A 14,253-nucleotide genomic window follows, 5' to 3' on the forward strand; every position below is an offset into this window, starting at 1 on the left:
CTCCTACGGCACGAACACCATGAACACGTAGACGGCAAATACCACCAGATGGACCAGCCCGAACAGAACGTTGGTCCTGCCCGTGCCGAAGGTCAGCATGCTCAGGAAGAAGGTCAGCAGCAGAAGCACGGTATTTTGGGGGTTGAGGCCCAGCACCAGCGGCTGGTCGAGCGCGTAGGTGGCGATCCCGACCGCCGGGATCGTCAACCCGATCGTGGCGAGCGAGGAGCCCAGGGCCAGATTGATGCTCTTCTGGAGGTCGTTCTTGCGCGCGGCCGATATCGCCGAGACGCCTTCCGGCATCAGGATCAGCAGCGCAACCACGAGGCCGGCGAAGGCTGGCGGCGCGCCGATCATGGCCGCGACGGCGTCGACCACCAGCGAAAACTTCTTGGCGAGCAACACCACGGCGAGCAGCGAGATCAGCAGCAGCACGATGCTGAGCGCCAGGATCTTGCCCGACAGATGGGCTGCACCGCCCTTGCCGTCCCCGGCATCGTTCACGAAGTAGTCCCGGTGCAGGACCATCTGGGTGTAGAGGAATACGCCGTAGAGCACGATCGTGACCAGGTCGACGAAGCCGAGCTGGAGCGCGGAATAGATCGGCCCCGGCGTGGTCAGCGTGTAGTTCGGCATGATCAGCGTCATGGTCGCCAGCACGAACAGGACGCTGAGATAGACGTTGGCGCCGGAGACCTGAAATCCCTGCTCGCGATAGCGCAGGCCTCCGATCAGAACGCAGAGGCCGACAAGGCCGTTGCACACGATCATCACCACCGCGAACACGGTGTCGCGCGCGAGCTCCGGAGCCGGCTTGTCGCCAAGCATGATTGTGGTGATCAGCGCGACCTCGATGATGGTCACCGCGAGCGTCAACAGCAGCGTCCCGTAGGGCTCGCCGATCCGTTCCGCGATCACCTCGGAGTGATGCACCGCCGCGAACACCGTGCCGAACAGGATCACCAGCAGGACGACCGCGAATACGAATCCGCCGACCGACACGGTGAAGCCGTAGCCCGTCGCGGTGACGATCAAGAACAAAAGCACGGCGAGTGCGGGAAAGATCCAGGACGACCGCGGCATCGGTCCGTGAGAGCTCATCTCGGCAAATCCTTCGAACGTGTCCGGCCGATTATGCGCGAGAAGATCGCGCCCGTCAGCCCTCAGTTGCCGTTGATGAAACGTCGCGCCGTCTCGATGGCGCCAAAGCCATCGAGATTCTCATGTCCGCCGCCCGGGAAGCGAACGAACTGTTTCGGCTCGTGAGCCAGCGCAAACAGCCTTTCGCCGAACACGATGGGAATCGCGGGATCGTCGGTGCCGTGCATGATCAGCAGCGGCACCGTGACGCGCGAGATCCGCTGATCCGAGCGAAATGGATCGCGCATCAGCAAACGCACCGGCACGATCGGGAACATCGAGGCGGCGACATCCACCGTCGAGGTGTAGGGCGCTTCCAGGATCAGCTTGCGAACCGGCTGCTCGGAGGCGAGCGCGACCGCGACTCCGGTCCCGAGCGAAAAGCCCCAGACGACGATGCGCTCCGCGGCATAGCGCGCCGTCGTGAAGGCGTAGGCGGCCGCGGCATCCCGCATCAGCCCCTCTTCGCTCGGCGACCCGCTCGAGCCGGCGTAGCCGCGAAAGGACAGCGCCACGAGACCGGTGCCGTCGGCAGTCATGCCCTTGAAGCGACTGACGCGGCCGGCGAGGAAATCGCCATTGCCATGGAAAAAGAGAATGACGGGACGGCCGGGCTTTGCCGGCACATGCCAGACGATGACCTTCTCGCCGTCGGACGTGGTCAGGACATGCTCTTCCGCCTCGGCGAGACCGGCAACGTCAGGGGCCGTGCGTCCGACCGGCGGAATCGGAAACAACATCTCGCGCTGCTTGAAATAGAGCAGCGCGAGGCCGGCGAGATAGCCGGCCGCAAGGATGATCGCGATCCACTTCAGGACTGTCATCGCTGCGCGGCCACTCCAGAATTCAGGGCTTGCGGCGGCTCTTGAGCAATTTCTGGACGTCGGCGCGGATGCTCTCGGGAATGGCGCGACAGCCGCATGCCGTCGCGTGCGCGACGTGCCACGCGATGCGCTGGGCCCGCGTGGCCGCCTTGGACACAGATTTGGGCGGCATGCGATTGGACCGGTGCCATTCCTTGTTGATGGCCACGGTCCGCTTCCCTTTCGCGTTACATCGCCTTGACGATGTTCTCGGTCACCTTCTTGGCGTCACCGAGCAGCATCATGGTGTTGTCGCGGTAGAACAAGGGATTGTCGATGCCGGCGTAACCCGAGGCCAGCGAGCGCTTGATGAACATCACGGTGCCGGCCTTCCAGACCTGGAGCACGGGCATGCCGTAGATCGGCGAGGTCTTGTCCTCTTCGGCGGCCGGGTTGGTGACGTCGTTGGCGCCGATCACGAAGGCGATGTCGGCCTGCGCGAATTCGGAGTTGATGTCCTCGAGCTCGAACACCTCGTCATAGGGCACGTTGGCTTCCGCCAGCAGCACGTTCATGTGGCCGGGCATGCGGCCCGCGACCGGGTGGATGGCGTACTTCACCTCGACGCCTTCCTTCTTCAGCATGTCAGCCATTTCGCGCAGCGCATGCTGGGCCTGCGCCACCGCCATGCCGTAGCCGGGCACGATGATGACCTTGGAGGCGTTCTTCATGATGAAGGCCGCATCGTCAGCCGAGCCAAGTTTTGCCGGCTTCTGCTCGCCGGTTCCACCGCCGGCTGCCGCGGTCTCGCCGCCAAAACCGCCGAGGATGACCGAGATGAAGGACCGGTTCATCGCGTGGCACATGATGTAGGACAGGATCGCGCCCGACGAACCCACCAGCGCGCCGGTGATGATCAGCGCGGAGTTGCCGAGCGTGAAGCCGATGCCGGCGGCCGCCCAGCCCGAATAGGAGTTGAGCATCGAGATCACGACCGGCATGTCGGCGCCGCCGATCGGGATGATCATGAGCACGCCGAGCACCAGCGCCAGGATGACGATCATCCAGAAGTCGAATGCGCTGCCGGAGACCACCAGCCCGACGATGAAGAACACCAGCGCGGCAGCGATCGCGATGTTGATGATGTGGCGGAACGGCAGGATGATCGGCGCACCGCTCATCCGCGCGGACAGTTTCAGGAACGCGATCACGGAGCCGGTGAAGGTCAGCGCGCCGATGGCGACGCCGAGCGACATTTCAACGAGGCTCTGCGCATGGATGTGGCCGGGCGTGCCGATGTCGAAGGCTTCGGGCGCGTAGAACGCGCCGGCGGCGACCAGCACCGCGGCCATGCCGACCAGCGAGTGGAAGGCGGCGACCAGTTCCGGCATCGATGTCATCGGAACGCGGCGCGCGATGACAGCACCGACCGCGGCGCCGATGGCGATGCCGACGATGACGAGCACCCAGGCGAGAGCGTCAGCCGGCGGATGGTTGGCAAGCGTGGTCGCGACCGCGATCGCCATGCCGATCATGCCGAACAAATTGCCCTGGCGCGAAGAGGCCGGGCTCGACAATCCCCGCAGCGACAGGATGAACAGCACCCCCGCCACGAGATACAACAATGCAGAGAGATTGGCGTTCATCTCAGGTCCCCATCTGTCCCGTCAGCCCGAGGTGGCCGCTTACTTCGACTTCTTCTTGTACATCGCCAGCATGCGCTGGGTGACAAGGAAGCCGCCAAAAATGTTCACGCAGGCGAAGATCAGAGCGACGAAGCCGAAGGCGCGTGCCCAGCCCGAACCGCTCGATACGTTCGCGACGCCGCCTGCGAGCAGCGCACCGACCACGATCACCGAGGAGATCGCGTTGGTGACCGACATCAGCGGCGTGTGCAGCGCAGGGGTCACCGACCACACCACGAAATAGCCGACGAAAACGGCAAGCACGAAAATCGACAGCCGAAACACGAAGGGATCGACGACCTGTGCAGCATGCTCCATGACGGATCTCCTTAAGCCTTCGGCTGGAAGTTCGGGTGGACGACGGCGCCGTCCTTGGTGAGCGCGGTCGCCTTCACGAGCTCGTCGTCCCAGTTGACGGCAAGCTTCTTCTCTTTCTTGTCGACCATCGTCTCGATGAAGGAGAACAGGTTGCGCGCGTAGAGGCTGGAGGCCGACGCGGCAACGCGGCCGGCGACGTTGGTGTAGCCGACGATCTTGATGCCATCGGTCTCGACGACTACACCGGCTTTTGCGCCCTCGACATTGCCGCCGCGCTCGACGGCGAGATCGACCAGCACCGAGCCGGGCTTCATCGACTTGACCATATCGGCGCTGACGAGCTTCGGCGCCGGCCGGCCCGGGATCAGCGCCGTCGTGATCACGATGTCCTGCTTCTTGATGTGCTCGGCGGTGAGCGCGGCCTGCTTGGCCTGGTATTCCTTGGACATCTCCTTGGCGTAACCGCCGGCGGTCTGCGCGTTCTTGAACTCCTCGTCCTCGACGGCGAGGAATTTTGCGCCGAGCGATTCCACCTGCTCCTTGGTGGCGGGGCGCACATCGGTCGCGGTCACAATGGCCCCCAGGCGGCGCGCGGTCGCAATGGCCTGAAGACCGGCGACGCCGACGCCCATCACGAACACCTTTGCGGCGGGAACGGTGCCCGCGGCGGTCATCATCATGGGGAAGGCGCGGCCGAAGGCTTCGGCGCCCTCGATCACCGCGCGGTAGCCCGCGAGGTTGGCCTGCGAGGACAGCACGTCCATCACCTGCGCGCGCGTGATGCGCGGCATCAGTTCCATCGCGAAGGCGGAGACGCCGGCATCGGCCATTGTCTTCAGAGCGGCCTCATTGCCGTAGGGATCCATGATGGCGATGACGAGCGCGCCGCGCTTGTACTGCGCGAGCTCGGAGGCCTCGGGGCGCTTCACCTTGATGATGATGTCGGCGTCCTTCAGCGCATCCGCGCTGACGGTGGCGCCCACGGCCGTGAACTCGGAATCCGGCAGACCCGACTTGATGCCGGCACCCGGCTCAACGGCGATCTCGGCGCCCAGCGCCTTGAACTTCTTCACCGTATCCGGCGAAGCGGCGACCCTCGGTTCCGACGGGTCGATTTCCTTGGCAACGGCGATCTTCATGGGCCCTCCGGCGGCGCGGGACAGCGCACGCACAAAAAAGTAGCGTTACTCCCGCAACGTTGGATACCGGTTTTAGAACCGGCTTGGATGCAAATTTTGTGGGCAGCCGCCGCCGCAGGCGTGGGCAGCCGCCGTGACGGATCAGGTGAGGAAGATCGCCATCAGGATCACGATCAGCGCGACCGAAACAGAGCCCCACTTCACCAGCTTGATGAAGCCCTCATAGGTCTGCTCGTGCGCAACGTAGTCGTTGCCGTCGGCGGTGGTGTACGCCACTTCGCTATGGTCAGCCATGTCTCGTCCCCAGTCGAAAGTCTAATCCTCGCGTGCCTTACCGCAAACAATTCGGCAGGGCAACGGCGCAACTGCCCAGTTTTCCCGCAAATAGGGTCATTTGGAATCCCAATTATCGCGGATCCAGCGGGTACCGTTCGTTCAACAGATGTTCTACGCCCACCCTACCCCTGATCGAGCCCATCCCCGGTGGCCGCGGCGACCCTGGGCCGTTCGATAACCGGCATCCCGAGGGCCTTGCGCACCTCGTCGATTGCGTCCTCGCCCGGCCGGGTAAACCGCGCCGTCCGTGGAGCGATGCCGGGGCCGACCGCCACAGGGTGGTCGCCGCCCAGGAAGCCGTGGGTGATGTGGAAGCCGAGCGCGCGGTAGACCTCGAACTGCTCCTCCGAGAAAAACTGATCGCCGGTGGTCTCGTGCGGGAAGCGATCGTTGCGCCGCGCGTAGTCGCGAATGTAGTCGTTCTCGTCGCCGGTCAGCGATGACTTGATGTAGACGAGATAGCCATTGTCGCCGCTGCCATAGTCGATGGTGCCGATGGCGACATGCATATGATCGCGCGGCCCATCGTCGTCCTCGTCCTGCGTAGGCGCTTGTTCGGCGTTGCGCGCCATCAATGTGCGCGTGCGATCGGCGACGGGCGTCCAGGGCAGATCGATCCGGACGCCGAGATCGATGCGGGCATAGCGCTGAAGCGTCATCAGCGAGCCGAAATTCATCGACGCATCGGCCTCCGCATCGACCGCAATGATCACCTTGCAGCGGCGGCGCAACAGCTCGTAGATGCCGAGATTTTCGATGTGGCCGCCATCGGTGAGGTAGACGCCGTCGCTGTTCTCGTAGAGACGGCCGGAGATTTCAGACCACAGGAATAGCGGCGTGGAACGGCGCTGCGGACGGGCGTCGGCATCGACATAGCGAGGGTTCCGCAGCCAGTAGCCCAGGCGCACATTGAGCAGCGCCAGTGTCGGCGTCAGCGCCCTGATCGAGTTCGAGCCCATGTTCGACGACGCCGCCGCCCCCGAGATAGCCATGGCGGTCGCGAGATCGAGGCTCCGCTCCAGGTTCTCGACCGCCGGAGTCTTGGCGTAGCGCGTCGCTTCGCTGCCGACATAGAGCGGCGAGAACACGAAGAAGTCCGCGTTACGGCCGCGCCGGTTGGCGAAGTCCGACCCCTGGATGTTCAGCGCCGTGTTGATGAGATGATAGGGCGCGCGCAGCCGCGGCCGGACGGGCTGATCGTCAGTCGCAACGTCGCCACTGCCAACCGCGTAGAGCTCGCTCAACTTCATCCGGTCGAGCGGCTTGAAATCGCGGCCCTGGTCGAGGCTCGCCTCGGCGCGGGCGATGTTGCCGTCAGCCGAACGGCTGGGATCGAACAGAAACGCCTTGCTGAGGCGATCGCGGTACAGACGGTGCAGCGAATTGGCGTTGGGCGTCAGCAACAGGGAGACGACGAACAGCAACAGACCGACGACAGCATAGAGCAGAGCCATCGGCAGACTGAAGGTATAGCCAAGTCTCAAAGCCGGCCCATGAAACAACGCCGGGACGCATGCTTCGATGACGTTGCCTGCCCGATGGGCCAGGAAATCGAGCCAGGCCGGGGCATGGGATTTTGACGTCACCCACTCGGTCTTCGCGGCAGCCGCCGTACTCTTCGGCGTGATCTCAGCCGAAAAGGTGCCGGCCCCGGTATCGAACGCGATCTTGCCCGCCATGCTTCCCTGCGCGGGCGCATCCGCCTTCACGGCGGCCATGCACTCCTGCTGCGCAGCGGGGCTCAGGGGCGGCTGGCAGTCGCGTGCGAGATCGTTGGCAATGCCCCAATAGGACAAATAGAGATAGGCGACCCAGATGATCAACGGCAGCGCCAGGCCGGCGATCCACAGCGCAACCCTGGCGACGATCGCAAGCACCAGCGACCCCCATTGCGAGGACACGCTGTTGCCCTTCATGAGTTCGATGAACTGCTGCCTGAAGGCGGTGACGAAGGCGCCGATCGGCGCAGCAATCGCCGCAAGCGATTTGATCCAGTTGACCGCGACGGCGCCCGCCGGTCCGCCCAACGCGGTGCTCTCGGCCACGTCGAACATCTGGACCAGCATGAAGGGCTGAAACTCGAAGAACGCGACCACCGCCAGCAGCACCAGGAAGGTTGCCCCCGCAGTCGGCCCGTGCGAGCGGAACTCCTGACGGTTCTCCGGGCTCGCAAACGAGCGCACGACCGCCCAGGCAAAGAACAGCAGCACGCCGATGATCGCCGTTGCGAGCGTCAGCGCGAAGTTCTCGACGCTGAGGAAGCGCGCGAAGTCGCAGGCGACGCCGAGCACCAGCGCGATGCCGGCAAGATAGGTGAACACGATACTCGGACCGGTTCCCTTGTCCGAGCGGGATGTCCAGTACAGGAGCCCGCTGATGGCGAGCAGGAGCAGGGAAATGGCGCCGCCGACGGCGGTGAAGCCGTAGGTATCAACGACGCTGAAATCGTGGAGCTCGCAGACCTTGCGGTCCCTGAGACCGACACCGAAAATATTCGCGACCGTCAGGCAACTCCGCAACGGAGTCGACCAGATGGTCACGGCAGCGAGCAGCAGCACGACCGGCAGCGTCAGCCCGATATTGGCGATCAGGCCCCGCACCACGATCGCAATCCCGGTCAGGACGTCGCGGACGCCGGCGGGGATCAGGTAGTTGGAATAATTTCTGATGTGTCCGACCGACGGCGTATCGCTGATCTCGCTGGCGGCCACGGTCCCTCCGGCCGGCCGCTCGCCGAAGACGAAACGTCGTGCCACCGTCATGGTCGCGCTGAGCGAGGTGCCGATGTAGCCCCCGCCGGATACGGTGGAGAGATAATCGATCCGTCCGATCAGGTTGTGGTGGTTCAGCGCCTGGAGCACCCCGAGACAAATCGCCGAGGAGCGGATGCCGCCGCCAGACAAAGCGAGCCCGGCGACATCGAGCATCTGGCAGGCGCCTACGCTCTCGGGGTCGAGTTGCCGGGCCGCCTCGCGGCGGGTGTTGATCGCCGCGATCTCCTCGCGAACGATCTGCTGGTGCTTCTCGCACCAGGGCGTTTCCTCTTCGAAGGCTGCGGCGTTCCGTGTCGCTCCAGGTCGCGCGGCCTGTCCCTGATCGGGCATGCGAGCCTCCCCAACGGGCAAAGACGATCGGCAATCAATAGTTGAAAAACGGCCTCAAGTATCTATGAGGTTAGTCTTGTGCCTGGCGCGAACGTTCAATGCCGGCGATCAGGATCTCGAGGCCGGTCTCAAAAGTCGCCTGGAAATGCGCCGGCTGAAAATACGGTGCAGCCGCCGCCAGATGCTTGAATTGGGCGGCGATCGTCTCGTTTGACACCGGTTCCGCCGAGGACGGACCCTTGGCGTAGCCGGCCGTCTCGTCCAGCGCGGCGCCGGTGAGGTAGTAGCCGATCTCGCGAAAATATGTCGCAGCCTCGCGATCGGAGAAGCCGGCCTCGCGCAAGATGCCGATGATCCCGTCGATATAGGCGACGCCCGCTTGCGTGTTGAGCCGGTGCACGGCGAAGAACGGAAAGAACGCGGGATGTTTTAGCGCCATGGCACGGAAGCCGCGGGCCGCGCGGCGCAGGCGCTCGCGCCAATCCCATTGCGGTTCCATCACGACCCGCGCCTGCCCCAGCATCAGATCGATCAGCGCGTCCATCAGATGCGCCTTGCTCGGGAAGTGATGGTAGATGCTCATCGCCTCGCAGCCGAGTTCGTCGCCGAGCCGGCGCGTCGAGAGCGCGGAAAACCCGTCGCGATCGACCAGCGTCATGGCGGCAGCAGTGATCCGCTCGCGCGACAGGGATAGCCCCCTTCCCCGCTCGCCCGCGGCGCTGCGCTTGCGCGATGCGCCGGGGCTGGTTTTCCGGGGTCTGGCTTTTCTGGTCATCGTCCCATGCTCGAATCCGCTTGCAACCTTACACTGGAAGGCTGTATTGTGAAGTCAGACTTACACTGTAAGGTTGGAGACGATGCGATGTCGGCTATTGACCTGTTCGGCCTGCTGGTGCCCGTGACCTATCTGGTGATGCTCGCGATCGAGAGCCTGGTCCCGGCGCGGCAATTTCCAGCCATCCCCTATTGGCGGCTGAAGGGTTTTTGCTTCCTGACGGTGCAGGGTCTGATTGCAACGCTGACCCCGCTGGTCATTCCCGAACCCTGGCTGGAGCGGCACCGGCTGATGGACCTGACCGGCCTCGGCGTGGTCTGGGGCGCGGCGCTAGGTTACGTCGTGCTCTCGCTCATCAACTATGTCTGGCACCGCAGCGCGCACACGTTTCCGGTGATGTGGCGGCTGTTCCACCAGATCCATCACAGCCCGCAGCGCATGGACATGTCGGGCGCCGCGCTCTTTCACCCGTTCGAGACGATCGCGTTCTTCGCGATCGCAACCGTCCTGACGACCCTGGTGCTCGGGCTCGATCCGGTGGCTGCGGCTGCGACCGGTTACATCGCCGCCTTCTACGGCTACTTCCAGCACATGAATATCCGCACGCCGCAATGGCTCGGCACCATCATCCAGCGGCCGGAGGCGCATTGCGTCCATCATCAGCGCGACGTGCACGCCTATAATTACGGCGACCTGCCGATCTGGGACATGCTGCTCGGCACCTTCCGTAATCCGGCGACGTTCGAAGGCGCCGTCGGTTTCGACAAGCCGGCCACCGATCGCTTCGGCGCGATGCTCGCCTTTGCCGACGTCAACGAACCCGCCGCCGGACCGAACAGCCTTGGTCGCGGCGCGAATTCAGCGAGCCAGCGCGCGTCCGCATAAGTCGCGAGTTGGGCCCAGAACCGGCAACGACAGAGCCAAGCGGGACACGCAACATTACTCGGGCAAACCCGCGGCGCGGAGGGAGGCGGTAATCCGTTCGCGGACCTCGATCGAACGGAACGGAACGGCCTCTCTGCCATGAGAGGCGTGGTAGTCAGGCTGAAGCTTCAATAACCGCGCGGCCGCCTCGCGGGCTTCGGCGACATGTCCGGCGCCAACGGAGTTCGCAATATAGGCTTCGAGCATGTTGGCATCGGCATTGAATTGCAGCACCTTCGCTGCCGAGACGCATCCCTCCTCGAACCGCCCTTGATGAAAATGCGCGAATGAGATCCCCAACCAGGTGGACGCCCGCAGGGGGTCGAAGGGGCTGAGCCTGATCATTCGCTCGAAGCTCTCGATGGCGCGTTCCGTCTCGCCGCACATCAGCGCCACCCAGCCGCGGGAATACCAGGCGATGGCGAGATTGGCGTTGAGGGCGACAGCCTGCTCGACCATGAACAATCCACGATCGTACTCGTGCCCGAAATAGGTCAGCACGTGGCCGCATCTGGCCAGCGTGAACGCATCGGAGTTTTCCGCTCTTGCTCCGAGGCGCGCAAGCTGAATGGCTTCAGCGCGCATGTCGGCGCTCAGGGGCAGGCCGCCAGTCACCTGTTGAACGAGAAAAGTCCACGCCGCCATGGCATAGGCCGCGGCGTAGTCCGGATCCCGCTCAATTGCCTTCTTGAAGAACTCACGCGCCTCCAATTGCGTCCGCCGCTTCGGCGCCAGCGCCATACCGCGCAAGTAGAGGTCGTAGCTGTCCAGCTTGTCGGTCGGCTTCTGGCGCGACCGCTCAATCTCGGCCTGCTCGAGTTTCGGCGCGATCAGACCGACGACGCTCATCGTGACCTGGTCCTGCAGGCCGAACACGTCCTCAAGCGCGCCATCAAAATTGTCAGCCCACAGATGTCGATCCGTTGCAGCCTCTACAAGCTGCCCAGTGATGCGGACCCGATGTCCGGCTTTTCGGACGCTTCCTTCCAGGACATAGCGAACGCCGAGTTCTCTGCCCACCTGTCTTACATCGACGGTGCGCCCCTTGTAGACGAAGCTTGAGTTGCGAGCGATGACAAACAGTGATTTGAAGCGCGAGAGCGCCGTGATGATGTCTTCCACCATCCCGTCCGCAAAATAATCCTGCTCGGGATCGCCGCTCATGTTCTCGAACGGCAGCACGACGATGGACGGTTTGTCGGGCACCGCAAGGGCGCTCTCGGGTGCAGCTTCGCCCGAATTCATGCCCGCGGCTTCTCGCGCCTCCCGCACCTGTCCGACGAAGCGGAATCCCTTGCGTGGCAACGTCTTGATCAGGCGCTGTTCCTCCCCGGAATCGCCGATTGCGCTTCGGACGGCATTCAGCCGGGTCGTCAGCGCCGCATCCGAAACGCTGCGCCCATTCCAGATCGTATTGATGAGGTCATCTTTGCTGACGACGCGCTCCCTGTTGCGGATCAGGTAATCAAGCAGATCGAACACCTGCGGCGCGATGGAGACGACGTTCGTCCCGCGGCGGAGCTCGCGCCGGTCGGTGTCGAACGCGTACTCGTCGAAGAGATAGCGCAAGGTGCGAATCCCCCGGGATCAGGATGAGGCCTCGGCGATGCCCTTGGTCTCGCTGAAGATCGCAAGAATAAGCCGCTGATGAGGAAAATGTAAGCTGCCGGTCAAGCATGCGCGTCGATCGCGCGGCACCTTCGCGCAGGTGGAAGGCACCGCCCAAGGGAGACACCGCAATGAGCACGACGCACGACGCAACATGGCTGGCCCGGACATCCATAACGACACGATATCTCTCCAACCTCATCTGGAGATGCTGGGATGCCCTGCAGGAGCACCTCGCGCGCCAGGACTTGCGAGCCACCTTGTCGGGCCTCAGTGACCGGGAGCTGATGGATATCGGCGCCCGGCGCGGCGAGATCGACTACCTCGCCTCGCACCGAGCCACCGACCCCCGCGACATCCGGGACCGGATGATGATCTGATAGCGCGCGCCCCGGCGCGAAGCGGCGTTCGCGCCGCTTCAGCCCATCGCTTCGAGTTCGTCGATCATCCCGGCGATGACGGACAGACCGCCATCCCAGAATTTGGGATCCTTGGCATCAAGCCCGAACGGACGCAGCAGCTCGGAATAATGCTTTGTGCCGCCGGCAGCGAGCATGTCGAGATAGCGCTCGGCAAAGCCCTCGGCGGCATGCTCGTAGACCGCATAGAGCGAGTTCACGAGACAATCGCCGAAGGCATAGGCGTAGACATAGAACGGCGAGTGGATGAAGTGCGGGATGTACATCCAGTAGCTCTCGTAACCCGCCTTGATCTCGATTGCCGGCCCCAGGCTCTCGCCCTGCACCGACAGCCAGATCTCGCCGATGCGCTCGGCGGTGAGCTCGCCGTTCTTGCGCTCGGTGTGGACGGCGCGCTCGAAGGAATAGAACGCGATCTGCCGCACCACGGTGTTGATCATGTCCTCGACCTTGCCGGCCAGCAGCGCCTGGCGCTGTTTTGCATTTTTGGTCTGGGCCAAGAGCCGCTTAAAGGTCAGCATTTCGCCGAAGACGCTCGCGGTCTCCGCCAGCGTCAGCGGCGTCGGCGCCATCAGCGCGCCGTTCCGCGCCGCCAGCACCTGGTGCACGCCATGGCCGAGCTCGTGCGCAAGCGTCATCACGTCGCGCGGCTTGCCCTGATAGTTCATCAGCACATAGGGGTGCGCGGACGGCGTGGTCGGATGCGAGAACGCGCCTGGCGCCTTGCCGGGCCGCACCGGCGCGTCGATCCAGCGATCGGTGAAGAAACGCTCGGCGATGTCGGCCATCTTCGGTGAGAAGCCGCGATAGGCCGTCAGCACCATGTTTCGGGCCTCCGGCCAGGCAATGGTGTCGGTCGCCGCAAACGGCAGCGGCGCGTTGCGGTCCCAATAAGCGAGCCGCTTCTTGCCGAACCATTTTGCCTTCAGGCCGTAATAGCGGTGCGAGAGTTTTGGATAGGCCGCGCGCACCGAGGCGACCAGCGCATCCACCACCTCGCGCTCGACGCGGTTGTTCAGATGGCGGGAATCCGCGACATCCTTGAAGCCGCGCCAGCGGTCTGAAATGTCCTTGTCCTTGGCGAGCGTGTTGGTGATCAGCGCGAAGGTGCGCTCGTTGGCCTTGAAGGTCTTTGCCAGCGCTTCGGCCGCGCTCTTGCGCTTGGCGCCGTCGCGATCCTGCAAAAAGTTGAGCGTCGGCTCGATCGCGAGCTCCTTCGCGCCGACCTTGAAACGCAGGCTCGATATGGTCTGGTCGAACAGCCGGTTGAAGGCGGAATAGCCGGTCTGTGCCTTCTCCAGAAAAAGCTGCTCGAGCTTGTCCTCGAGCTGATACGGCTTCTCCTTGCGCAGATCCTCGATCCAGGGACGATAATGCGCGAGCTCCGCCGCCTGCATCGCCCGCGCCAGAAGATCGTCATCGATGCGGTTGAGCTCGAGCGCGAAGAACAACAGATGGGTGGACGCTTCCGTCAGCCGTTCCGATACGTCGCCGTAAAACTTCGAGATCGCGGGACTGACGCTGTCGCCGGCATGGACGAGGCCGGCATAGGAACCGAGCCGGCCGGCGAGATCGTCGATCGCCTCATAGCGTCGCACGGCCTCGGCGAGCCATTTTCCGCCATCTTCGCCTGCACTACCTGTCGCGAGCTTGCCCTTGTAGTCCGTCTCAAACGCGACGCAATCGGCGGCCATCTTTTCCAGATCGCGCGCCACTTCCGGCGCGTCGATGCCGGAATAAAGGTCGGCGAGATTCCACTCCGGAAGCTTGCCGGTCTTGCTCGCGGGCTTGCCAGCTGACTTGGCCATCGATTTGGCTATCGATTTGGACTTTGCCTTGGCGACGGTTTTTTTGGTGTTCGGTTTGCGGAGAGCGGAAGTGGAGCGCGGAGACATCGTGCGAAAAACCTGTGTTCAACGATCGCAATGGTGGGGATCGCAATGGCTGGGGTCGGCAAGGTTTAAGAGTGCGTTAATCGGCATGGGCGAGAGTGCCCCGATTC

General features: G+C 63.7%; 13 protein-coding genes. 2 read left to right on the forward strand and 11 right to left on the reverse strand.

The features are described from left to right. Positions 1-3: 3 nt before the first annotated feature. The 9 genes from KUF59_RS39450 to KUF59_RS39490 all read right to left on the reverse strand — a co-directional run bounded on the left by KUF59_RS39450 (position 4) and on the right by KUF59_RS39490 (position 9,300). Positions 4-1,101 (reverse strand): calcium:cation antiporter, encoded by a 1,098-nt coding sequence (locus KUF59_RS39450; RefSeq protein ID WP_212456683.1) that lies wholly within the window; start codon positions 1,099-1,101, stop codon positions 4-6. 62 nt (positions 1,102-1,163) lie between these two features. Beyond that, complete coding sequence (locus tag KUF59_RS39455) at positions 1,164-1,964, reverse strand: alpha/beta hydrolase (RefSeq protein WP_212456684.1); 801 nt, start codon at positions 1,962-1,964, stop codon at positions 1,164-1,166. A gap of 22 nt (positions 1,965-1,986) precedes the next feature. Then, entirely contained in the window at positions 1,987-2,172 is a 186-nt protein-coding gene (locus KUF59_RS39460) for a hypothetical protein (RefSeq protein ID WP_212456685.1), read from the reverse strand. A gap of 19 nt (positions 2,173-2,191) precedes the next feature. Next, positions 2,192-3,589 (reverse strand): NAD(P)(+) transhydrogenase (Re/Si-specific) subunit beta, encoded by a 1,398-nt coding sequence (locus KUF59_RS39465; RefSeq protein ID WP_212456686.1) that lies wholly within the window; start codon positions 3,587-3,589, stop codon positions 2,192-2,194. 39 nt (positions 3,590-3,628) lie between these two features. Further along, positions 3,629-3,946 carry a proton-translocating transhydrogenase family protein gene (locus KUF59_RS39470; protein WP_011089862.1) on the reverse strand — a complete coding sequence of 106 codons (318 nt, stop codon included), beginning with the start codon at positions 3,944-3,946 and terminating at the stop codon, positions 3,629-3,631. 11 nt (positions 3,947-3,957) lie between these two features. Next, positions 3,958-5,085: a Re/Si-specific NAD(P)(+) transhydrogenase subunit alpha gene (locus KUF59_RS39475; protein WP_212456687.1), complete on the reverse strand. Its 1,128-nt coding sequence runs from the start codon at positions 5,083-5,085 to the stop codon at positions 3,958-3,960. Between the two features lie 141 nt (positions 5,086-5,226). Further along, positions 5,227-5,379: an aa3-type cytochrome c oxidase subunit IV gene (locus KUF59_RS39480; protein ID WP_212456688.1), complete on the reverse strand. Its 153-nt coding sequence runs from the start codon at positions 5,377-5,379 to the stop codon at positions 5,227-5,229. Between the two features lie 164 nt (positions 5,380-5,543). Continuing rightward, positions 5,544-8,525, reverse strand: a complete 2,982-nt coding sequence (locus tag KUF59_RS39485) for a cell division protein (protein WP_212456689.1) — start codon at positions 8,523-8,525, stop codon at positions 5,544-5,546. Positions 8,526-8,595: 70 nt separating this feature from the next. Continuing rightward, a complete protein-coding gene (locus tag KUF59_RS39490) occupies positions 8,596-9,300 on the reverse strand; it encodes a TetR/AcrR family transcriptional regulator (protein ID WP_212456690.1) in 705 nt (234 codons plus the stop codon). An 87-nt stretch (positions 9,301-9,387) separates the two neighbouring features. Here KUF59_RS39490 and KUF59_RS39495 point away from each other — a divergent pair, with 87 nt between their 5' ends. Continuing rightward, positions 9,388-10,185 (forward strand): sterol desaturase family protein, encoded by a 798-nt coding sequence (locus KUF59_RS39495; RefSeq protein ID WP_212456691.1) that lies wholly within the window; start codon positions 9,388-9,390, stop codon positions 10,183-10,185. 54 nt (positions 10,186-10,239) lie between these two features. Here the strand turns inward: KUF59_RS39495 and KUF59_RS39500 are convergent, their stop codons facing one another. After that, on the reverse strand, positions 10,240-11,793 hold the full coding sequence (locus tag KUF59_RS39500) for a winged helix-turn-helix domain-containing tetratricopeptide repeat protein (RefSeq protein WP_212456692.1): 1,554 nt from the start codon (positions 11,791-11,793) through the stop codon (positions 10,240-10,242). Positions 11,794-11,963: 170 nt separating this feature from the next. On the opposite strand from KUF59_RS39500, the gene KUF59_RS39505 reads away from it, so the two are divergent. Next, the gene (locus KUF59_RS39505; protein ID WP_212456693.1) at positions 11,964-12,212 is read left to right on the forward strand and encodes a YjiS-like domain-containing protein; all 249 of its coding nucleotides are present in this window, start codon (positions 11,964-11,966) and stop codon (positions 12,210-12,212) included. Between the two features lie 38 nt (positions 12,213-12,250). Here KUF59_RS39505 and KUF59_RS39510 read toward each other — a convergent pair whose 3' ends face one another. Beyond that, positions 12,251-14,146 (reverse strand): M3 family oligoendopeptidase, encoded by a 1,896-nt coding sequence (locus KUF59_RS39510; RefSeq protein ID WP_212456694.1) that lies wholly within the window; start codon positions 14,144-14,146, stop codon positions 12,251-12,253. Between the last annotated feature and the right edge of the window lie 107 nt (positions 14,147-14,253).

This window comes from Bradyrhizobium arachidis, assembly GCF_024758505.1.
Classification (GTDB): Bacteria; Pseudomonadota; Alphaproteobacteria; order Rhizobiales; family Xanthobacteraceae; genus Bradyrhizobium; species Bradyrhizobium manausense_C.